This window comes from Marmoricola sp. URHB0036, assembly GCF_000426045.1.
Taxonomy (GTDB): domain Bacteria; phylum Actinomycetota; class Actinomycetes; order Propionibacteriales; family Nocardioidaceae; genus Marmoricola.
Map to the genome: position 1 here is coordinate 79,045 of NZ_AUEP01000014.1, position 19,725 is coordinate 98,769.

At 70.1% G+C, this 19,725-nt stretch carries 22 protein-coding genes; 15 read left to right on the top strand and 7 right to left on the bottom strand.

Annotated features, from left to right (window positions below):
- Positions 1-115 precede the first annotated feature (115 nt).
- On the top strand, positions 116-1,141 hold the full coding sequence (locus H976_RS0116540; protein ID WP_027862440.1) for a DUF4192 domain-containing protein: 1,026 nt from the start codon (positions 116-118) through the stop codon (positions 1,139-1,141).
- 30 nt (positions 1,142-1,171) lie between these two features.
- On the top strand, positions 1,172-2,644 hold the full coding sequence (locus H976_RS0116545) for a glutamate--cysteine ligase (protein ID WP_027862441.1): 1,473 nt from the start codon (positions 1,172-1,174) through the stop codon (positions 2,642-2,644).
- A gap of 6 nt (positions 2,645-2,650) precedes the next feature.
- Here H976_RS0116545 and H976_RS28995 read toward each other — a convergent pair whose 3' ends face one another.
- Entirely contained in the window at positions 2,651-3,055 is a 405-nt protein-coding gene (locus H976_RS28995; protein ID WP_155918371.1) for a hypothetical protein, read from the bottom strand.
- Positions 3,056-3,122: 67 nt separating this feature from the next.
- On the opposite strand from H976_RS28995, the gene H976_RS0116555 reads away from it, so the two are divergent.
- Positions 3,123-3,683, top strand: a complete 561-nt coding sequence (locus H976_RS0116555; protein ID WP_027862442.1) for an HhH-GPD-type base excision DNA repair protein — start codon at positions 3,123-3,125, stop codon at positions 3,681-3,683.
- 124 nt (positions 3,684-3,807) lie between these two features.
- Positions 3,808-5,040 (top strand): RNA polymerase sigma factor, encoded by a 1,233-nt coding sequence (locus H976_RS26900; RefSeq protein WP_081682975.1) that lies wholly within the window; start codon positions 3,808-3,810, stop codon positions 5,038-5,040.
- Positions 5,041-5,088: 48 nt separating this feature from the next.
- Here the strand turns inward: H976_RS26900 and H976_RS0116565 are convergent, their stop codons facing one another.
- Together H976_RS0116565 and H976_RS30955 are read right to left on the bottom strand one after the other, a co-directional pair.
- Positions 5,089-5,997 carry a DPP IV N-terminal domain-containing protein gene (locus tag H976_RS0116565; protein WP_027862443.1) on the bottom strand — a complete coding sequence of 303 codons (909 nt, stop codon included), beginning with the start codon at positions 5,995-5,997 and terminating at the stop codon, positions 5,089-5,091.
- Positions 5,998-6,520: 523 nt separating this feature from the next.
- The gene (locus H976_RS30955; RefSeq protein ID WP_255337325.1) at positions 6,521-6,646 is read right to left on the bottom strand and encodes a hypothetical protein; all 126 of its coding nucleotides are present in this window, start codon (positions 6,644-6,646) and stop codon (positions 6,521-6,523) included.
- A gap of 127 nt (positions 6,647-6,773) precedes the next feature.
- Between H976_RS30955 and H976_RS0116575 the strand changes: the two genes are divergently transcribed.
- From H976_RS0116575 to H976_RS0116615, 9 genes are all read left to right on the top strand, one after another.
- A complete protein-coding gene (locus tag H976_RS0116575; protein ID WP_027862444.1) occupies positions 6,774-7,049 on the top strand; it encodes a hypothetical protein in 276 nt (91 codons plus the stop codon).
- 16 nt (positions 7,050-7,065) lie between these two features.
- A complete protein-coding gene (locus tag H976_RS0116580) occupies positions 7,066-7,665 on the top strand; it encodes a dihydrofolate reductase family protein (RefSeq protein WP_027862445.1) in 600 nt (199 codons plus the stop codon).
- Positions 7,662-8,780, top strand: coding sequence for an aminotransferase class V-fold PLP-dependent enzyme (locus H976_RS0116585; protein ID WP_027862446.1), 1,119 nt, complete (start codon positions 7,662-7,664; stop codon positions 8,778-8,780). The genes H976_RS0116580 and H976_RS0116585 overlap by 4 nt, the downstream gene beginning before the upstream one ends.
- Positions 8,781-8,817: 37 nt before the next feature.
- Positions 8,818-9,711: a class I SAM-dependent methyltransferase gene (locus tag H976_RS0116590; RefSeq protein WP_081682976.1), complete on the top strand. Its 894-nt coding sequence runs from the start codon at positions 8,818-8,820 to the stop codon at positions 9,709-9,711.
- Positions 9,712-9,905: 194 nt separating this feature from the next.
- Positions 9,906-11,186 carry an ergothioneine biosynthesis glutamate--cysteine ligase EgtA gene (gene egtA / locus H976_RS26905; RefSeq protein ID WP_051276940.1) on the top strand — a complete coding sequence of 427 codons (1,281 nt, stop codon included), beginning with the start codon at positions 9,906-9,908 and terminating at the stop codon, positions 11,184-11,186.
- Positions 11,179-12,450, top strand: a complete 1,272-nt coding sequence (gene egtB, locus H976_RS0116600; RefSeq protein ID WP_027862448.1) for an ergothioneine biosynthesis protein EgtB — start codon at positions 11,179-11,181, stop codon at positions 12,448-12,450. Before egtA ends, egtB begins: the two co-directional genes overlap by 8 nt.
- Positions 12,443-13,138: an ergothioneine biosynthesis protein EgtC gene (egtC, locus tag H976_RS0116605; RefSeq protein WP_027862449.1), complete on the top strand. Its 696-nt coding sequence runs from the start codon at positions 12,443-12,445 to the stop codon at positions 13,136-13,138. The genes egtB and egtC overlap by 8 nt, the downstream gene beginning before the upstream one ends.
- Entirely contained in the window at positions 13,135-14,106 is a 972-nt protein-coding gene (gene egtD / locus H976_RS0116610; protein WP_027862450.1) for an L-histidine N(alpha)-methyltransferase, read from the top strand. The genes egtC and egtD overlap by 4 nt, the downstream gene beginning before the upstream one ends.
- Before the next feature lie 28 nt (positions 14,107-14,134).
- Entirely contained in the window at positions 14,135-14,755 is a 621-nt protein-coding gene (locus H976_RS0116615; RefSeq protein WP_027862451.1) for a TMEM175 family protein, read from the top strand.
- Positions 14,756-14,762: 7 nt separating this feature from the next.
- Here the strand turns inward: H976_RS0116615 and H976_RS0116620 are convergent, their stop codons facing one another.
- The 3 genes from H976_RS0116620 to H976_RS0116630 all read right to left on the bottom strand — a co-directional run bounded on the left by H976_RS0116620 (position 14,763) and on the right by H976_RS0116630 (position 16,418).
- Entirely contained in the window at positions 14,763-15,599 is an 837-nt protein-coding gene (locus tag H976_RS0116620) for a DMT family transporter (protein WP_231388967.1), read from the bottom strand.
- A gap of 10 nt (positions 15,600-15,609) precedes the next feature.
- Positions 15,610-16,086, bottom strand: a complete 477-nt coding sequence (locus H976_RS0116625; RefSeq protein ID WP_027862453.1) for a DUF456 domain-containing protein — start codon at positions 16,084-16,086, stop codon at positions 15,610-15,612.
- Positions 16,087-16,169: 83 nt separating this feature from the next.
- A complete protein-coding gene (locus H976_RS0116630) occupies positions 16,170-16,418 on the bottom strand; it encodes a hypothetical protein (protein WP_196804123.1) in 249 nt (82 codons plus the stop codon).
- A gap of 354 nt (positions 16,419-16,772) precedes the next feature.
- Here H976_RS0116630 and H976_RS0116635 point away from each other — a divergent pair, with 354 nt between their 5' ends.
- The gene (locus H976_RS0116635; RefSeq protein WP_036226943.1) at positions 16,773-18,830 is read left to right on the top strand and encodes a type IIA DNA topoisomerase subunit B; all 2,058 of its coding nucleotides are present in this window, start codon (positions 16,773-16,775) and stop codon (positions 18,828-18,830) included.
- A gap of 16 nt (positions 18,831-18,846) precedes the next feature.
- On the opposite strand, the gene H976_RS0116640 is transcribed toward H976_RS0116635, so the two are convergent.
- Positions 18,847-19,251: a PPOX class F420-dependent oxidoreductase gene (locus tag H976_RS0116640; RefSeq protein WP_027862456.1), complete on the bottom strand. Its 405-nt coding sequence runs from the start codon at positions 19,249-19,251 to the stop codon at positions 18,847-18,849.
- A 34-nt stretch (positions 19,252-19,285) separates the two neighbouring features.
- Between H976_RS0116640 and H976_RS0116645 the strand changes: the two genes are divergently transcribed.
- Complete coding sequence (locus tag H976_RS0116645; RefSeq protein ID WP_027862457.1) at positions 19,286-19,660, top strand: nuclear transport factor 2 family protein; 375 nt, start codon at positions 19,286-19,288, stop codon at positions 19,658-19,660.
- Positions 19,661-19,725: the final 65 nt, after the last annotated feature.

The following is a 19,725-nucleotide window of genomic DNA, read 5'->3' on the forward strand; positions in this document are numbered from 1 at the left end:
GGTTCCGCGCTCGTGCGGCCCAGTTCGCGTCCACAGGGCAGCCCGACCCCACGGTTGTCCACCGGTCGCCGGTGGGTGGCTGCCGCCTGTCCGTCCGCGCTCCGAGGGTGAAGCCATGTCCTCGACCAGTGCCTCCACGTTCATCGCCCGCAGTGCCACCGACCTCGTCGCCGTCGTGCCGGTGGTGCTCGGCTTCCATCCGCGGGACTCCGTGGTGGTGCTCACCTTCGGTGGGCCGGGACGAGGTCGCGGTGCTGCCTTCCACGCCCGGGTCGACCTCCCACTGGCGATGGGCGAGCAGGAGGAGGTGGCCGACCTGCTGATGGGAGCCGTCGCTGCCAACCGGGTCGATCGCGTGGCGGTGCTCCTCTACACCGACGACGTCGAGGTCGCCCATTCCCAGGCCACCCTGCTGCTCGGGCGGCTGCTGGACCACGGTGTCGAGGTCATCGAGGTGCTCCGCGTCGACGAGGGTCGCTGGCACGTGGTTCCGGAGGACGGCTCACCCGGCACGGCGTACGACCTCGACGGGCACCCGTTCACCGCCCAGGGCGTCTACGACGGCCAGGTCGTGCACCGCGACCGGGCCGCGCTGGCGGACACCCTGGTGGGCACCGACGACGATGACGCCGTCGAGGTGGCCCTGGCCGCGACCCGGTTCGCCGACCTGGTCGCGTCCTCGGCGGAGACCGGGATGCTCCGCACCGAGGCCCGCTGGCTGCAGGGCTTCATCAGGTCGCACCTCGACGCTCCCGTCGCGGCGGTCGACGCCGGCCGGCTGCTGGTGCTCGCCTCGATCGTCGCGACCCGTGACGTCGCCTGGGCCGAGATCACCCGCGAGTCCTCCGGCCAGCACGTCGAGCTCTGGCGCGGACTGGTGCGTCGCGCGCCTCGTGACCTGTTGCCCGGCGCCTGCTCGCTGCTCGCCTTCGCCGCGTGGCAGCACGGCGACGGTGCCCTGGCCTGGTGCGCCGTCGACCGCTGCCTCGAGGTCGACCCTGACTACTCGATGGCGCACTGCGTGGCCCAGATCCTGACCGGGGCCGTGCCGCCGAGCGTCTGGGAGCCCATCCCCGAGCAGGACCTGCCCGTCTTCGCCGGGGAGGCACCGTCGACCGGCAGGGCCGTTCGACCCTCGTAGGCGGCCCGCTCATCGGTCTACTGTTCCGGCATGGGTACCGAAGTCGACCTGCAGGAGTTCTCCCGCTCCGATCGCACGCGACACCGCGAGAAGGTACGCCGCTGCCTCGACGTCTTCGCCCGGATGCTGCGCGAGTCCTACTTCGACATCGAGGACCCGATGACGGGGATGGAGATCGAGTTCAACCTGGTCGACGACGAGGGGCACCCCTCCCTGAAGAGCGCGGAGGCTCTCGAGGCCATCGCCAACCCCAGCTTCCAGACCGAGCTGGCGCAGTTCAACCTCGAGATCAACGTCCGGCCGCGACGGCTGGGTGCCCGGGGTGTCTCCGGCTTCGAGGACGACCTGCGCAGCAGCCTGAACCATGCCGAGGCGAAGTCCAACGAGGTCCGGGCCCACATGGTGATGATCGGCATCCTGCCGACCCTCGAGGACGGCCACCTCAGCCCGTCGAACGTCAGCCCCAACCCGCGCTACAAGCTGCTCAGCGACCAGATCCTGGCCGCGCGCGGCGAGGACCTCGTCATCGACATCAACGGTCCCGAGCGCCTGCAGACGACGTCGGACTCGATCATGCCCGAGGCGGCGTGCACGAGCACCCAGCTGCACACCCAGGTCAGCCCCGACAACTTCGCGGCGTACTGGAACGCCTCGCAGGCGATCAGTGGCATCCAGCTCGCGGTCGGCGCCAACTCGCCGTACCTCCTCGGCAAGCAGCTGTGGCAGGAGACCCGCATCCCGTTGTTCGAGCAGGCCACCGACACCCGCAGCGAGGAGCTCAAGGAGCAGGGTGTCCGGCCCCGCGTCTGGTTCGGCGAGCGGTGGATCAACTCGATCTTCGACCTGTTCGAGGAGAACGTCCGCTACTTCCCGGCACTGCTGCCGATCACCGACGACGAGGACCCGCTGGAGGTGCTCGAGGGTGGTGGCACACCGACGCTCTCCGAGCTCAAGCTGCACAACGGCACCATCTACCGCTGGAACCGCCCGGTGTACGACGTCGTCGACGACGTGCCGCACCTGCGCGTGGAGAACCGCGTCCTCGCGGCCGGTCCCTCGGTCATCGACACGATGGCCAACGCAGCCTTCTACTTCGGGCTCACCCGCACGCTGGCCGAGGACGACCGGCCGCTGTGGTCGCAGATGTCGTTCTCGGCCGCTGAGGAGAACTTCCACGTCGCCGCCGAGCACGGCATCCGGGCCCGGGTCTACTGGCCGGGCATCGGCGAGGTCGACGCCACCGAGCTGGTGCTGCGCCGGCTGCTGCCGATGGCCCACGCCGGGCTGGAGCGGTGGGGGGTCGAGGCCGACGAGGCGTCGCGGTTGCTCGGGATCATCGAGCAGCGCTGCATCCTGGGCCGCAACGGCGCTTCCTGGTACGTCGACCGGGTCACCGCGCTCGAGGAGGACGGCACCGACCGGGCCGAGGCACTGCGGCTGACCCTGCAGGAGTACCGCGAGCTGATGCACGCCAACGAGCCGGTGCACACCTGGCCGCTCTGAGCAGGGCTACGCCACACGGCGGCGGGTCCGGATCCGTCGCCAGACCCGTTGCTCGCCGCTGACCAGGTCGAACCACGCCGTCCTCGTCACGACCGCGAAGGCCGGCAGCACCAGGCCGTGCCGCGCGAACCCCGCCCGCGTCGCTGCGAACCAGGCGGCGTCGAGGTCGGTGGTGCCGATCTCGCCTCCTCGGGTCACCCACCCGCACGCGCCCTCGGTCGCGACGAGCCCGTCGATCGCCCGCACGACGAGGTCGGTCCGTAGACCCTGGTCGACGACCTCGGGAAGCACGACGTGCTCCCCGGCCGGCTGCCCGACGTGGACGGTGCTCGGGAGCGACCGTCTGGTGCTGGCCGCCGCCACGAAGACCCGCAGCTCGTGGGTGATCGCCTCGGCGAGCTCGGCCTGCATGTCGCCCACCCTGCCCCAGGACGGCCCGCGGCGACCGGTCGCTCCACAGGGTTGGCATGATGTCCTGATGGCCATCCACATCACCGGCGACGACAAGGCCGACGAGGTTCTCGACGGGTCGCCGTTCGCGCTGCTGCTCGGCATGCTCCTGGACCAGCAGTACCCGATGGAGCACGCGTTCCGTGGCCCGGCGAAGATCCTGGACCGCTTCGGCAGCCTGGAGCCAGCCGAGATCGCGGCCGCCGATCCCGAGCAGTTCGCCTCGCTGTGCTCCGAGCCGCCGGCCGTGCACCGCTTCCCGGGCTCGATGGCCCAGAAGGTGCAGGCGGTGGCCCGCATCGTGGTCGAGGAGTACGACGGTCGGGCCGAGCGCATCTGGACGGAGTCCGGCGATGCCACGGAGCTGCTCCGGCGGATGACGGCACTGCCCGGGTTCGGCAAGCAGAAGGCCCAGATCTTCGTGGCCCTGCTGGCCAAGCAGCTCGGCGTACGCCCCGAGGGCTGGGAGGCCGTCGTGGGCGACTACAGCCTCGAGGGCTACCGCTCGGTCGCCGACGTCGTCGACGCCGCCTCGCTGGACAAGGTCCGTGCGTACAAGAAGGAGAAGAAGGCGGCTGCGCGCGCATGAGGTCTGGTCGAACCACCTTGGGTGGCATGACACAATAGGGGGTGCGGCTGTTGACACCTACGGGTCTTGTCGCGCCCTTGTAGATTCCTGAGAAGCCCCTGAATGGACAACCCGAGAGGTATTCGTGTCCTCGAGTTCTGCTAGTTCGACCGCCAAGAAGACCGCGGCGAAGAAGGCACCGGCGAAGTCAGCCACCGCCAAGTCGGCCCCCGCCAAGAAGGCAGCAGCGAAGAAGGCGAGTCCCACCAAGACGGCCGAGCAGATCCAGGCCGAGGTCGTCGCGGTCGGTCCTGACGGCAAGAAGGTCCTCGCCGACGTCCCCGACGAGCAGTTCGAGGTCGACGTCAAGGCTGATCCGACGATCAAGGAGGACGAGAAGGAGGCCACCTTCATCGTCTCCTCGGCCGACGAGACCGACGAGCCCGAGCAGCAGGTCATGGTGGCCGGCGCGACCGCCGACCCGGTCAAGGACTACCTCAAGCAGATCGGCAAGGTGCCCCTCCTCAACGCCGAGATGGAGGTCGAGCTCGCCAAGCGCATCGAGGCCGGCCTGTTCTCGGAGGAGAAGCTCAACAAGGGCGGCAAGATCACGCCGAAGGCCCAGGACGAGCTCGAGTGGATCTGTGAGGACGGCCGTCGCGCCAAGAACCACCTGCTCGAGGCCAACCTGCGACTCGTCGTCTCACTGGCCAAGCGCTACACCGGCCGCGGCATGCTCTTCCTCGACCTCATCCAGGAAGGCAACCTCGGGCTGATCCGTGCCGTCGAGAAGTTCGACTACACCAAGGGCTACAAGTTCTCGACGTACGCCACCTGGTGGATCCGCCAGGCGATCACCCGCGCCATGGCCGACCAGGCCCGCACCATCCGCATCCCGGTGCACATGGTCGAGGTCATCAACAAGCTCGCCCGCGTCCAGCGCCAGATGCTGCAGGACCTCGGCCGTGAGCCCACTCCGGAAGAGCTCGCCAAGGAGCTCGACATGACCCCTGAGAAGGTCATCGAGGTGCAGAAGTACGGCCGCGAGCCGATCTCCCTGCACACCCCCCTCGGCGAGGACGGCGACTCCGAGTTCGGCGACCTCATCGAGGACTCCGAGGCGATCGTGCCGGCCGACGCGGTGAGCTTCACGCTGCTACAGGAGCAGCTGCACGCCGTGCTGGACACGCTCTCCGAGCGCGAGGCAGGCGTGGTCTCTATGCGCTTCGGCCTCACCGATGGCCAGCCCAAGACGCTCGACGAGATCGGCAAGGTCTACGGCGTGACCCGTGAGCGGATCCGCCAGATCGAGTCCAAGACCATGTCGAAGCTGCGCCACCCGAGTCGCTCGCAGGTTCTGCGCGACTACCTCGACTGAGGTTCGCCTGAGATCCGAAGTCACCCCGGGCGCCCGCGGAAACCGCGGCTACGAGGTGAGCTTGGGAGCCCAGTCGAGTCCCTCGGGGCCGTCGTCGCCCACGATCGGACCGGTCAGCGAGTAGCTGTGCGTCCCGTCGGGCAGGTAGGCGCGCACCTTGAAGCGCTCGTCGGTGTCCTGGTCGTTGGGCTCGTGGTTGGCGTTGAACTGCAGGACCGCGATCTTCTTGCCGTCCGGTGACCAGGCGACGCCGATGTGGTGCAGGCCTTGCGGGTAGGCCTTCCAGCTCACCCGGAAGGGTGTCGTGGCTGACGTCGCGGTGCGGGGCACGGTCACCATCTCGCTCTTGCCGGTGAAGCGAGTGGTGATGAAGGCCAGGACCTTCGAGTCGGGTCGCCAGTCGGGGAAGGTGTTGCTGCCGCCGGAGGACACCGTCCTCAACCCGGTGCCGCTGGAGGTGATCGTCTTGATGGCGGTGCCGGTGCTGAAGGCGATCAGGGTGCCGTCAGGTGACCAGGCGGGCTGCTGCACAGCGGTGCTGGCCGTGTAGAGGGTGGTGACGGCACCGGTCGACACCTTGACCTTCTCCAGCTGGTTGCCGTCGGAGGTGACGATGGATTTCGCGTCCCCGGACCAGGCCAGGTAGGCGCCGACGGTTCCTCCCGTGTGCGTGACCTGTCGCTCGGCTCCGGTGCTGAGCGTGCGCACCCACACGTCGCCGCTCCGGAGGAAGGCGAGCTGCTTGCCGTTGGGGGAGTACTTCGGTTCGTCACCCTCCGTGACCCCGTGGTAGCTGCCTTCGCCCGGCGCCTGGGTGGTGATGCCACCGAAGCCAACGAGGAAGACGAGGTCACCGTTCTTCGGCGCGGGTGTCGTGGCACCCACCGCGGATCCGGTCGAGGCGGTCACGAATCCGATGGCTACTGCGGCCGCGGCGAGGCTTGCCTTGATGCGCACTGAGTTTCCCCCGTGTGTCGATGATGACGAGCGCCTCTGGACGCCGAGCAAGCAACGTAAGGCCCCGGCGACCGAATCCCTCCACGCTGGCGCCGAACGCGAGCGGATGGACCAGACCAGTTCGCCGGAGCCGCCCGTGCGGGGTTGATGCGCACGGACGGCTCCGTTGTCACGAGGACCGGTCTGCGGGCGGCGCCCTCATGGAGGGATCCGGGCATGCTGCCCGCCTCGTGACTCCTGTCTCCTACCCGCTCGGGGCCCGGATACTCCTCGCTGGGTCGAGCGTGACCAATGAGGCGAGTGAGTCGTTGACGTGCTGAGTCGTCCGAGGCCACTCCGGGTTGATGGGTCTCGGACGACTCCACCAATTCCGGGCCACGTCCCCCTCAATGAGGCCGGCCGTGAGACGCGCGTTTCGCCCCGTGGGCAGCGCCGTACCGGACGGTCGAGCCCTTCGTTGAACCCGTGTGCCCTGATCGTCCGTCCGGGGGGATGGGCGATCAGGGCTTCTCGGTGCGTGGGGTCAGTTCAGGTCCGGCCAGTCGGGGCACGGCGGGAGCTGGTCGTTCAGCCCCGGCTCGTGCAGCACCTCGATGAACGCGCTCACTGATCCGACCCCGACGTCCTGACCGGCTGGCCTGTCTTCCATGGTTGGCTCCCGAGCGTCTCGTGAGTGTGCTGACACCCTGAACAACTCGACGGGAACTACGGAGGTCACGCATCGTCTCGCCAGGCGAACCACGGGACGGACCGACCTGACGCCTACACTGCGAGACGTGAGCAGCGACGCATCGGAGGTCCCGACCACGAGCGACACCAACGCGCGGGCGGTGCTGGCGCGGCGGGTCGAGTTCATCATGATCGGCATCGGCGGGGTGTTCATCATCCTCGGCTGGGGCATCGGCCACCAGGAGTGGGCGCGGGCGCTCGGTTGGGCCTTCACCGGCGTCGGGTTCGCCATCGAGCTGGTCTACGGCAAGGTGCTCAAGCCGTCCCGGACCGCGGCGAAACCAGAGCCCGAACCGCTGGCGACCGATGAGTCGAAGTCCTGACGCAGGTCGACAGCGCATGAGCATCGTGACGTGTGACCTGAGCGTGTCCGTGGACGGCTACGTCGCCGGCCCCCACCAGTCGGTCGAGAACCCCATCGGCGAAGGCGGGATGGCCCTGCACCAGTGGCACTTCGGTGCCGAGGGCGCCGACGCCGCCATCGTCGAGGAGTGGCAGACCGGTGTGGGCGCCTACATCATGGGGCGGCACATGTTCGGTCCCGACCGTGGCGAGTGGGACCTCGACTGGACCGGGTGGTGGGGCGACGAGCCGCCGTACGGCGTGCCGGTGTTCGTCCTCGGCCACCGTCCACGCCCGTCGATCCAGGTCGGGCAGACGACCTTCCTGTTCGTGACCGAGGGGATCGCGGCGGCCCTCGTCGAGGCACGGGCAGCGGCGGGTGAGCAACGGGTCGCCATCGCCGGCGGCGCGAGCACGGCCAACCAGTACCTCGCAGCCGGACTGGTCGACCAGCTGCACCTGCACATCGCGCCGATCGTGCTGGGCGGACCGGGGGAGCGGCTGTTCGACGGCGTGCCGCGCACCGACCTCGAACCGGTCCAGGTGGTGGCGTCACCCGGCGTGACGCACGTGAAGTACGCCCTCGTCCGCCCGTGACCGACGACGCCTGGGTGGCCTGGCGGGAGGCCCGACCGCCGACCTCGCTCCTGCACCTCGACACGGCTGCCGTCGGACGCTCGTCGGTCGCCACCCTCGAGGCGGTCGCCGGACACGCTCGCCTGGAGGCCGAGCGGGGTGGCTACGTGGCCCAGGAGCAGGCGGCGCCACAGCTGGAGGAGCTGCGACGTGACCTGGCCGGGCTGCTCGGCACCGACACGGACGGGGTCGCCTTCGTCGAGAGCGCGATGACGGCCCTGGACACGTTGGTGCGGGCCTGGCCGCTCGCACCCGGCGCACACGTGCTCGTCGCGCCGTCGGAATGGGGACCCAACCTCGAGCTGCTGGAGCGGCATGGTCTGGTCACCGAGCCGATCACGACCGACGACGACGGTGTGGTCGACCTCGACGCCTTTGGCCGTCGGGTCGGCGCGGGGCCGGTCGACGTCGTCCTGGTCGACCAGGTCTCGGCCCATCGCGGGCTGGTGCAACCGGCCGCCGAGATCGTCGCGGTGGCGCACGAGCACGGCGTACCCGTGTGGCTGGATGCGGCTCAGTCGGTGGGCCACGTCGCCGTACCCCCGGCTGACGCGGTTGTCGCCACCAGCCGCAAGTGGCTCACCGGTCCGCGGGGCGTCGGGATGGTGGCGGTGGCCGAGCAGCACCGCCCCGACCTCCGCGTACGACGACCCGCGAAGCTGCCCGACGTACCGGTCGTCCAGCTGCTCGAGTCGCAGGAGGCCCATGTCGCGGGCCGGGTCGGGCTCGGGGTCGCCGTACGCGAGCACCTCGACCACGGACCTGGTGCCGTCGCCGACCGCCTCGCCGAGGTGGGACGTGCCGTGCGCGAGATGGCCGCCACCCTGGACGGGTGGGAGGTCGTCCACCCGCACGCGCCGGCGGGAGCGACGACCTCGCTGCGGTCGACCGCGGGGCAGGACACCGTGCGAGCCCGCGAGCTGCTGCTCCACCGGCACGAGATCCTGACCAGCCTCTGCCTGCCGTGGCGCGCGCCGGGGGAGCGGATCGACGAGCCGTGGCTGCGGCTCAGCCCGCACGTCGACCTCACCGTCGACGACCTCGAGAGAACGGCGGCCGCGCTGCGCGTCGTGTGAGGCTCGGTGGCGGTCGCACCACGTTAGGGTCGCTCGCATGACCCGGTTGCCCCGCACGCGTTCCCTGGCGCGAAGACTGCTGCGCCGCTCCCCAGCGGCATCCGGGGAAGGCTGCCGGGTGTGCGGCAGCGGCCACCTGCGCCACCGCCACCTCACCTTCGTGCGCGATACCACCAAGGAGTGCGACATCCGCCGCTGCCTCGACTGCGGCTACGTCGCCATCCTGCGCACCGAGGAGAGCATCTGGAAGGAGAAGACCAGCCTCGACCACTCCTCCGGCCGTGTCGGCACCGCGGAGCGGGTCGGTCGGGAGTTCCACATGGGCAAGCTGGCGGCCGACATCCTCGGGCGCGACGGACTCTCGGTGCTGGTGTACGGCGCCGGTGGCAACCTCGACAACCTGCACATCGAGCAGCTCGACCAGGTCAAGCGGGTGGCGATCGGCGACATCATGAAGCTGCGCGACGACGCGGAGTTCGTCGACCTGACCAAACCGGCCCGGGAACGCTTCGACATCGTGGTCGCCAGTGAGGTCGTCGAGCACTTCCGCGACCCGCGCACCGATTTCGAGCGGCTCTTCGGCTACGTCGCCGACGACGGGCTGATCGTCGCCTCCACCAACATCCACGCCGGCAACGACCTGGCCCGCGACGGCTACATCTTCTACCCCGACCACACGTCGTACTACTCGCCGCGCTCGTTGCGGATGATCGCCAACGACGCCGGGTACCACCTCGACTTCCGGGCTCCGATGCTGGGCCCGCGGATGCGCAAGCGCTACGTGTTCTTCTCCCGCTCTCGCGACCTGCTGGAGGACGTCGCCTGCTACTTCGGCACCGAGGTCTACGCACCCTCGGAGTCCCCGCAGCCCCACCGGCCACCGCCGCAACGCAGCCACGCCGCCTGGCGACCGGAGCCCGAGCAAGCCTGACCGTTCCGTTACCGGCCGGCGAAGTCCTCACGATTGCGTGAACAACCGCTGACCGGCCTGGTCCCCGGTTGGAATTGTCAGTGCCCTTTGCAAGGGTGGTCGAAAGCACCACGAGGACGGTCGGGACCCTGACGGCCGCCCCCGCACCGACCCGCGGCTGCCCCACGCAGCCGGTCCGGACCTGGAGGGGGCGGATGACCGCTCAACGACTCACTACCGCAACGACCCCTGGTCGTGACCTGATCGAGGACGCACTGCTGGCGTCCTCCGACCCGCTCGAGACCGCCCGGCAGCACGTCGCCGAGGCGGCTCTCACCGACGGTCCTGGGGGCCAGGTGGGGCTCGAGCTGGAGTTCCACCTCGTCGACCTGGTGCATCCTGCTCGTCGGCCCACCTGGGCCGAGGCGACCCGGCTGGCCGACGGCATCGGCCCGTTGCCGTCGCGCAGCCTGGTCACGCTCGAGCCCGGCGGCCAGATCGAGCTCTCCACGCCGCCGGGCGGCGACGTGGTCTCGGCCGTGGCTGCGCTCCGGGCCGACCGGGAGGTCCTCCGTGCCCGGCTCCGCGACGAGGGGTTCGGGGCGGCGCCCCTGGGCGCTGACCTGGCGCGACCGGTCGCGCGGATCAATCCGGGAGCGCGCTACCAGGCGATGGAGATGCACTTCGACGCGCTCGGCTGCGCGGGTGCCGGCAAGGAGATGATGACGGCCACTGCCGCCCTCCAGGTCAACCTCGACGCCGGACCGATCGCCGGCTGGTCGCAGCGGCTCTCCCTGATCCGGACCCTGGTGCCGATGCTGGTCGCCGCCTCGTCCACCTCGCCCTACCTGGGTGGTCACACCTCCGGGTGGCACTCGATGCGCCAGGGCACCTGGCAGGGGATCGACCACGGCCGCAGTGACCCGGTGCCGAAGGGCGAGCCGACCGAGGCATGGGCCACCTATGCGCTGCACGCCCCGGTGATGCTGGTCGACTCCGGCGGACAGCTCCGGCCGGTGACGTCGCGGGTGTCCTTGGCCGACTGGCTGGGCGGCCGGGCTCCCTTCGGCCGCCGGCCCACGATGGTCGACCTCGACTACCACCTGACCACCCTGTTCCCACCGGTGCGGCCCCGCGGCTACGTGGAGATCCGCTGTCTGGACGCGCTGCCCGACCGCTGGTGGCCGGCAGTGGCAGCCATGGTCGCGACCCTGGTCGACGACCCGGTGGCCGCCGACGAGGCCGCCGACCTGTGCGCGCCGGTGGCCGATGCCTGGCAGACCGCCGCTCGCCGTGGTCTGGAGCATCCACTGATCCGCGCGGCGGCGACGGCGTGTGTCGACCTGGCCGCTCGCCGGGCACCCGACGGCCTCCGCGACGAGGTCGAGGACTACGCCGAGCTGATCGCGTCCGGACGCACGCCCAGCGGCGAGCTGCGAAGCCGGGTCGAGCAGGGCGGCCCGCTCGCCGTACTCGAGGAGGAAGCGCATGCGTGAGCAGACCGCACGCGGCCTGGAGGCCGCCCGCAACAGGACCCTGCGGCTGACCGACCTCGACGAGGTCGAGCTGACCACCCAGCACAGCCCGCTGATGAGCCCGCTGGTCTGGGACCTCGCCCACATCGGCCAGCAGGAAGACCTGTGGCTGCTGCGTGGCGGCAACGCGGCGGCGCAGGGGCTCCTCGAGTGCAAGATCGAGCAGCTGTACGACGCCTTCGAGCACCCGCGCGCCAGCCGGATCGACCTGCCGCTGATGTCGCCGCGCGAGTCGCGCAGCTTCATCGCCGACGTCCGGGGCCGTGTCTTCGACGGTCTCGACCGGCTCGAGGACCCAGACCCGGGGCAGCTCTTCCCCTACGTGATGGTCGAGCAGCACGAGCAGCAGCACGTCGAGACGATGACGGCCACCCACCAGCTCCGGGTCGGTGAGCCGCTGCTCGGCCAGGGCGCGCCGCTGCCGCCGGGACGGGTGGTCCCCGCCGACTCGGTGCTGGTCCCGGCCGGACCGTTCACGCTCGGCGTCGACGGCGAGAGCGAGCCGTGGTCGCTCGACAACGAGCGCCCGGCCCACACCGTCGACCTGCCCGCGTTCCGGATCGCCCGCGTCCCGGTGAGCAACGGTGAGTGGCAGGCCTTCATCGACGCCGGCGGCTACGACCAGCCGCACTGGTGGTCCGAGCGCGGCTGGCGCCACCGCCTGGACGCGGGGCTGGACCGGCCGCTGTTCTGGGCAGCCGACGGCTCACGACGCCGCTTCGGCATCGTCGAGGAGATCCCGGCTGACGAGCCGGTGCAGCACGTCTGCTTCTTCGAGGCCGAGGCCTACGCCGCGTGGGCCGGAGCACGGTTGCCCACTGAGCAGGAATGGGAGAAGGCGTGCGCCTGGGATCCCGTCGCGCAACGGCGGCGCCGGTGGCCGTGGGGCGACTCCGAGTGGACGCCGGCCCTGGCCAACCTCGGCGGCGAGGCGTTGCGTCCGGCTCCGGTCGGCGCCTACGAGACGGGTGCCTCGGCCTACGGGGTGGAGCAGCTGATCGGCGACGTCTGGGAGTGGACGTCGTCGAGCCTCGAACCGTGGCCCGGGTTCGAGACGATGCTCTACGCCGACTACAGCAAGCCGTTCTTCGGTGGTGACTACAAGGTCCTGCGTGGCGGCTCCTGGGCGGTGGGCGGCGCGTCCATCCGGCCGTCGTTCCGCAACTGGGACCTGCCGATCCGCCGCCAGATCTTCACCGGTCTGCGATTGGCCTGGGATGTGTAGGCACCTGGCCTGGCTCGGCGAGCCGCGCACGGTCTCCTCGCTCGTGCTGGAGCCCGAGCTCGGCCTGCTGCGACAGAGCTACCAGCCGCGTCGACAGTCCCACGGGTTGATGAACGCCGACGGCTGGGGCGTCGGCCTGCTCGCACCGGATCGCGCCGAGCCGGTGCGTTGGCGCTCGTCGCGCCCGCTGTGGAGCGACGCGTCGTTCGCCTCGGTCGCACCGGTGCTCAGCTCGGGCTGCGTGGTCGCCGCCGTACGCTCCGCCACGCCCGGCATGCCCACCGACGAGAGTGCCTCGGCGCCGTTCACCGACGGCCGCTGGCTGCTCTCCCACAACGGCCGGGTCGACCGCGCCGTGCTGCCGTCGTACGCCGAGGCAGAGTCGGTGTGCGACTCGGCCGTTCTCGCGGCCCACGTGTTCGCCCAGGGTCCCGATCACCTCGCCAAGATCGTCACCGAGGTGGCCCGGCTCGACCCGGTGGCTCGGCTGAGCCTGCTGCTCAGCGACGGCGAACGGATCCTCGCGACGACGTGGGGCGACCCGCTCAGCTATCTCGTCGAGCCCGACGGCGTCGTCGTGGCCAGTGAGCCCTACGACGACGACCCGCGCTGGGTCGACGTACCCGATCGACACCTGTTGGAGGCGACTCCCGACCGCGTCGCCGTGACTGCTCTGGAGGAGCGATGACCACCGTCCAGCCGCACGTCCACCTCGACCCGGGAGCCCTCGCCGGCCAGATGGCCGCCGACGTGCGCGCCGGGCTGACCTCGACCCCCAAGACGCTGCCGCCCAAGTACTTCTACGACGCCCGCGGCTCGGAGCTGTTCGACGAGATCACCCGGCTCCCGGAGTACTACCCGACCCGCACCGAGCGCTCGATCCTGGACGGCCATGTCGACGACATCGCGCGGTTGACCTCCGCAGAGACGCTCGTCGAGCTCGGCAGCGGCACCTCGGAGAAGACCCGGTTGCTGCTGCGCGCCCTCACCGACGCCGGCACCCTGCGCCGGTTCGTGCCCTTCGACGTCGACCCCGTGGTCCTCGAGGAGGCTAGCGTCGCCGTGGCCGAGGAGTTCCCCGGACTCGAGCTCGAGCCGGTGGTGGGCGACTTCGAGCGCCACCTCGGCGAGCTGCCGCGCCACCCGCGCCGGTTGCTGGCCTTTCTGGGCTCGACGATCGGCAACCTCGAGCCGGCCGCCCGTTCGACCTTCCTGGCCGAGGTCCGCGCGACGCTGGGGGAGGGCGATGCCTTCCTCCTCGGCACCGACCTGGTCAAGGAGCCGGCCCGCCTGGTCGCGGCGTACGACGACGACCAGGGTGTGACGGCCGCCTTCAACAAGAACGTGCTCGCGGTCCTCGACCGTGAGCTCGGAGCCGACTTCAAGTCCGAGGCCTTCGAGCACCGCGCGGTGTGGGACGCCGAGCACGAGTGGATCGAGATGCGGCTGGAGTCCATCGAGGCGCAACGCGTCCACGTCGCGGCCCTGGACCTCGACGTCTCCTTCGCCGCCGGGGAGCAGATGCGCACGGAGATCTCGGCCAAGTTCCGCCGCGAAGGCATCGAGGGCGAGCTCGCCGCCGCCGGCCTCCGGCTCGTGCACTGGTGGACCGACCCGGCCGACGACTTCGCCCTGTCGCTGTCGGTGCCCGACTGAGACCTGCGCTGCCGGTAGATTCCGGCGCATGGCCGAGTCGACGGGGCTGGACAGCGCGGAGCGGCTGAAGTTCTTCACCGACGCCGTCGTCGCGATCGCCATGACGCTGCTCATCCTGCCGCTCCTGGAGAGCGTCTCTGACGCCGCCAAGGACGGCGTCGACACGGCGACCTACCTCGGCGACCACGGCGACCAGATCTTTGCCTTCGTGCTCAGCTTCGCGATCATCGCGCGCTTCTGGGTGAGCCACGAGCGGCTCTTCGACTCGGTGGAGCGCTGGACCGGATGGCTGATGGTGCTCAACATCGTGTGGATGCTGACGGTGGTCGTGCTCCCGGTGGTCACCGCCATGGTCGGTTCGATGAAGACCGACCGCCTGCAGACCGTCATCTACATCGGCACCATGCTCGTGAACGCCCTGGTGATGACCGGGATGAGCCTCCTGGTGCTGCGCAGCCCCGTCATCTGGGGGCAGGGAAACCGGCCCGACTACTCCAGCATGGCCGGTGCGCTCTCGGTCGCGGTGACGCTCTTGTTGGCGCTGGTGCTCGCGCTGGCGTTTCCCCAGCTGGGCTACCTCGCCTTGCTGGTGCTGCTCCTGAGCAACCCGCTGCAGGCCGTGCTGGAGAGACGGCACGCAGCCGTCTGACTGTCGCTCAACCGGCAGCCACGCAGGCCACGCTGACGGCACAGAGGGCCAGGCCGATGGTCTGGCTGCGATGCAGCCGCTCTCCGAGCAGCAGGGTGGCGAGCAGGACCGTGAAGGCCGGATAGAGGGAGGTCAGCACGGCGGCCACGCTGAGCAGGCCCTCGTGGGTCGCCAGCAGGAAGGCGACGACGGCCAGAGTCGCGAGCAGACCGGCGGCCAGCCCCCACCACGCCTCGACCTGGCGGGGGCGCGGGTCCCCGCCCAGGAGCAGGGCGGCCACCACGACGGAGATCAGCGAGACGATCTGGGCGGCCATCACCGGCCAGTAGCCGGAACCGTCGGGGACCTGGCCCAGGGCGGCGAAGAGGACGCCGAACCCGGCGCCGGCGAGGATCCCGTCGAGGAACCCGGCGGCCCGGCCCGCAGAGGCGTCGGTGGCCGGCTCGCGCGAGACCAGCCAGATGCCGGGCAGGGCCGCGACGATGCCGACCCACACGACCGCGCTCGGACGCTCGCCGGTGAGGACCGCAATGGCCGCGGGGAGGAGTGCGGCGCCCACCGCGGAGACGGGTGCGACCACACCCATCCGGCCCTTGGCGAACCCCCTGTAGAGGAAGGCGGTGCCGGTGCCGCTGCCCACCCCGGCCAGCAGCCCCCAGGCGATGTCGGCCCCGGTGGCCGTCCCGGAGACGGTGACGGCAAGCACGAGGGTGCCCAGCGCGGCTCCGGCGCAGGCCAGCATGGCGACCGGCCAGACCGACGTACGTCGCGAGATGACGCCGCCGAGGAAGTCGGAGAGCCCGTAGGCAAGCGCCGCCCCGAGCGAGAGCAGAACGGTGATCATCTCGGCCCGCTCACGTCAGCACGACCCCCGTCACCCAGACGGCCGCGGCCAGCAGGCTCGCGGTGAACTCGATCAGCAGCGACAGGCCCACGGCCTTGAGTGCATGCACCGTCGCCGGCCACGCCGCAGACCCGCCGACCCGGTTGAGCTCGGCGAGGTAGATGCCCAGGACGAAGCCCACGGGCAGACCCACCACCGGGATCACGAAGAACCCGACGACGCCGAGGACAGCGCCGAGCGCCATCGTCGAGCCGGGGATGCCGACCTCCTTGAGCCGGCGACCCGGCACGGCGTACTTCACGACCACGCCGAGGCCGAGCACGACCGCGGCCACGGCGAACACGGTCCAGGCGGTCGCGCCGCCCTCGTGGATGGTCCAGACCAGGATCGCGCCCAGCACGAGCAACGAGCCCGGGAGCAGCGGCACCACCACCCCCACGACGCCGATCGCGATGGCCACTGCCACCAGCACCTCGACTCCGCTCATGGGAGGACTCTCTCACCGAGCCCCCACACAGACGCCGAGGCCCCGGTCAGCTGACCGGGGCCTCGGGATGCGTCTGGTGTGGGTCAGGCGTCGTCGGCCGGGGTGGCGTGGGTGTCGCCGAGCTTGCCGGTCTCGTCGTGCACGTGCTCCGCGATCTCGCGCAGCTTTTCGCTGTGCTCACGGGCGTGGTGGGCGCAGAAGAGCAGCTCGCCGCCGCTCTTGAGCTGTACGCGGAGGTAGGCCTGGGCGCCGCATCGGTCACACCGGTCGATCGCCGTGAGCGGCGCGGCGGTGGGGGCTGTCGCAGTGGTCACGTCGGGCCTCACTCTCATCTGGGTGACTTTCTCAACGAAGCAACAAGGAGAACGTTCCCTGCTCATTCGCTTTCATCAGTCACAACAGTCAACCACGGGGGATGCTTCCCGGTCGGGAGGCCTCCCATCGTTGAGATGGGTGGTGCTCCTCACACGTCCTTGATGAAGAGTGTGCTCCCCGCCCCGTAAATACGGAGCGAAACCCACCAACTCACCTTGGAAGTGCCCGTTCTGGACAGTTCAGCACATCGCTCCAACTGCCCGCTGGTGATTCGAGACGTGGCGCGTCGCGGATTGGCGCCGCACCCGGGTAGGTAGATTCGGGTTCACCGGTTTCGTCACGCTCCGCCGACGCGCACAGAGGTCAGACCCATCGACAACACCTACAACGCCCAGCACCTGCTCGTCCTCGAGGGGCTCGAGGCGGTCCGCAAGCGCCCGGGCATGTACATCGGCTCCACCGACACCCGCGGCTTGATGCACTGCCTGTGGGAGATCATCGACAACGCCGTCGACGAGGCCCTGGCCGGCCACTGCACCAAGGTCGACGTCACGCTGCACCCCGACGGCTCGGCCGAGGTCCACGACAACGGCCGCGGCATCCCGGTCGACAAGGAGCCGAAGACGGGGCTCTCCGGCGTCGAGGTCGTCTACACCAAGCTGCACGCCGGCGGGAAGTTCGGCGGCGGTTCGTACGCCGCGACGGGTGGCCTGCACGGCGTCGGGGCCTCCGTGGTCAACGCCCTGTCCTCGCGCCTCGACGTCGAGGTCGACCGTTCGCCGGCGACCCAGGCGATGTCCTTCCAGCGCGGCTTCCCCGGCGTCTTCTCCGGCGACGGACCCTCGGCCTCGTTCGAGGCCCAGTCGGGGCTGCACAAGGGCAGTCGGGTCAAGAAGGGCGTGACCGGGACCCGCGTGCGGTTCTGGCCCGACCGCCAGATCTTCACCAAGGACGCGAAGTTCACCTGGGACGAGCTGGTCACCCGGGCCCGGCAGACCTCGTTCATCGTTCCCGGCCTCCAGCTCAACCTCACCGACCTGCGCGGCTCCGAGCCCCTGCACGAGTCGTTCCGCCACGACGGCGGGATCACCGAGTTCTGCACCTTCCTGGCCCACGACGAACCCGTCACCGACGTGCTCCGGCTCCAGGGGTCGGACTCCTTCACCGAGACGGTGCCGCTGCTCGACGACAAGGGACACATGACCCCCCAGGACGTCGAGCGCGAGCTCACCGTCGACGTGGCGGTGCGATGGGGGATGGGCTACGAGACCGAGATGCGCTCGTTCGTCAACGTGATCGCGACCCCCAAGGGCGGTACCCACGTCGCCGGCTTCGAGGCGGCGCTGACCAAGACCTTCAACGAGTCGATGCGCGGGTCGCGGGTGCTCAAGGCCGGAGACACCGACGTCATCAAGGACGACGTGCTGGAGGGACTGACGGCCGTGGTGACCGTCCGGCTCGCCGAGCCGCAGTTCGAGGGACAGACCAAGGAGGTGCTCGGCACGCCGGCTGCCCGGTCCGTCGTACGCAAGGTGGTGGCGGCGGAGCTGAAGCGCTTCCTGACCTCGACCAAGCGCGCCGAGAAGGCCCAGGCCAAGCTGGTGATGGAGAAGGTCGCCGGGGCAGCCAAGACCCGGCTGGCCGCGCGCCAGCACCGCGAGACCCAGCGCCGCAAGAACGCCCTGGAGACCTCGGCGCTGCCCGCCAAGCTCGCCGACTGCCGGTCCAACGACGTCGACCGTTCCGAGCTGTTCATCGTCGAGGGCGACTCGGCGCTCGGTACGGCGAAGCTGGCCCGCAACTCGGAGTTCCAGGCGCTGCTGCCGATCCGCGGCAAGATCCTCAACGTCCAGAAAGCCACCGTCGCCGACGTGCTCAAGAACGCCGAGTGCGCCTCGATCATCCAGGTGGTCGGCGCCGGGTCGGGCCGCACCTTCGACCTCGAGGCGGCGCGCTACGGCCGGATCATCTTCATGGCCGACGCCGACTCCGACGGCGCGCACATCCGCTGCCTGCTGGCCACGTTGTTCTTCAAGTACATGCCCGACCTGGTCACCAAGGGGCGGGTGTTCACCGCCGTACCTCCGCTGCACCGGATCGAGCTGACCAACCCCAAGAAGGGGATGGAGAAGTACATCTACACCTACTCCGACCCCGAGCTGCAGCGGAAGCTGGCCGAGCTGACCAAGAAGGGCGTGCGCTGGAAGGACCCCGTGCAGCGCTACAAGGGCCTCGGCGAGATGGACGCCGACCAGCTGGCGGAGACCACGATGGACCCGCGCCACCGCACCCTGCGGCGCATCACGGCCCACGACGCCGAGCAGGCGGCCGAGGTCTTCGAGCTGCTGATGGGCACCGAGGTCGCGCCGCGCAAGGACTTCCTGGTCGCCGGCGCCTATGAAGTGGATGCCGACGCGATCGACGCCTGAGCGTCAGCCCCATTGATCAACCGCTGCGGTCGGGGCCGGCCTTCTTCGGGGTGATCATCAGGGCGACGCGGTGCTCGCGCTCCATTCCGGCGCGGTAGTCGTCCCAGTCGGTCTCACCGCTGATGCCGCGGTAGTACTCGACGAGCAGGTCCATCGCGTCGGGCAGCGAGACCACCTCGGTCTCGCCCTCGACGTAGAGCCAGTCGCCGAAGAAGCCGTCGTTGAAGACGCACAGCTGGGCCCACGGGTCGCGGCGCAGGTTCTTGGTCTTGTACGCCGCCTCGCGGCTGCTCACGACCAGGCGGCCGTCCTCACCGACACCGACGAGCACGGGACTCTGCTGGATGCCGTCGGGCGTGCGGGTGGCGAGCACGGCGCGGTGGTTGCTGCGGATGAAGTCGATGGCGCGGTCGAGTTCCATGAACTCAGTCTGCCGCGATGCGCATGATGGACCCATGGAACACACGGACGTCAGGGGCTGGGTGCGGATGTACGAGTCCGCCTGGCGCTCTCCGGGAACCGACAAGCTGGCCGGCGTCTTCACCGAGGACGTCCGCTACCTCGCCTCCCCGTGGGCCGATCCCGTCGAGGGACTCGCGGCCGTCGCGGAGTTCTGGGACGACGAGCGCGACGGTCCTGACGAGGAGTTCACGATGAGCTCGGAGGTGGTCGCGGTCGACGGCAGGACCGCGGTCGTCCGCGCCCAGGTCGACTACGTCGACACCGGCGAACGGTGGCGCGACCTCTGGGTGCTCCGGTTCGCCGACGACGGCCGCTGCTCCCACTTCGAGGAGTGGCCGATCGCCCCGGAGCAGGACGACGGCCACTGAACCGTCCTGTGCGTCATACGAATCGTGGGCTCAAGGCCACGATTCGTATGACGCAAGGGCGACCG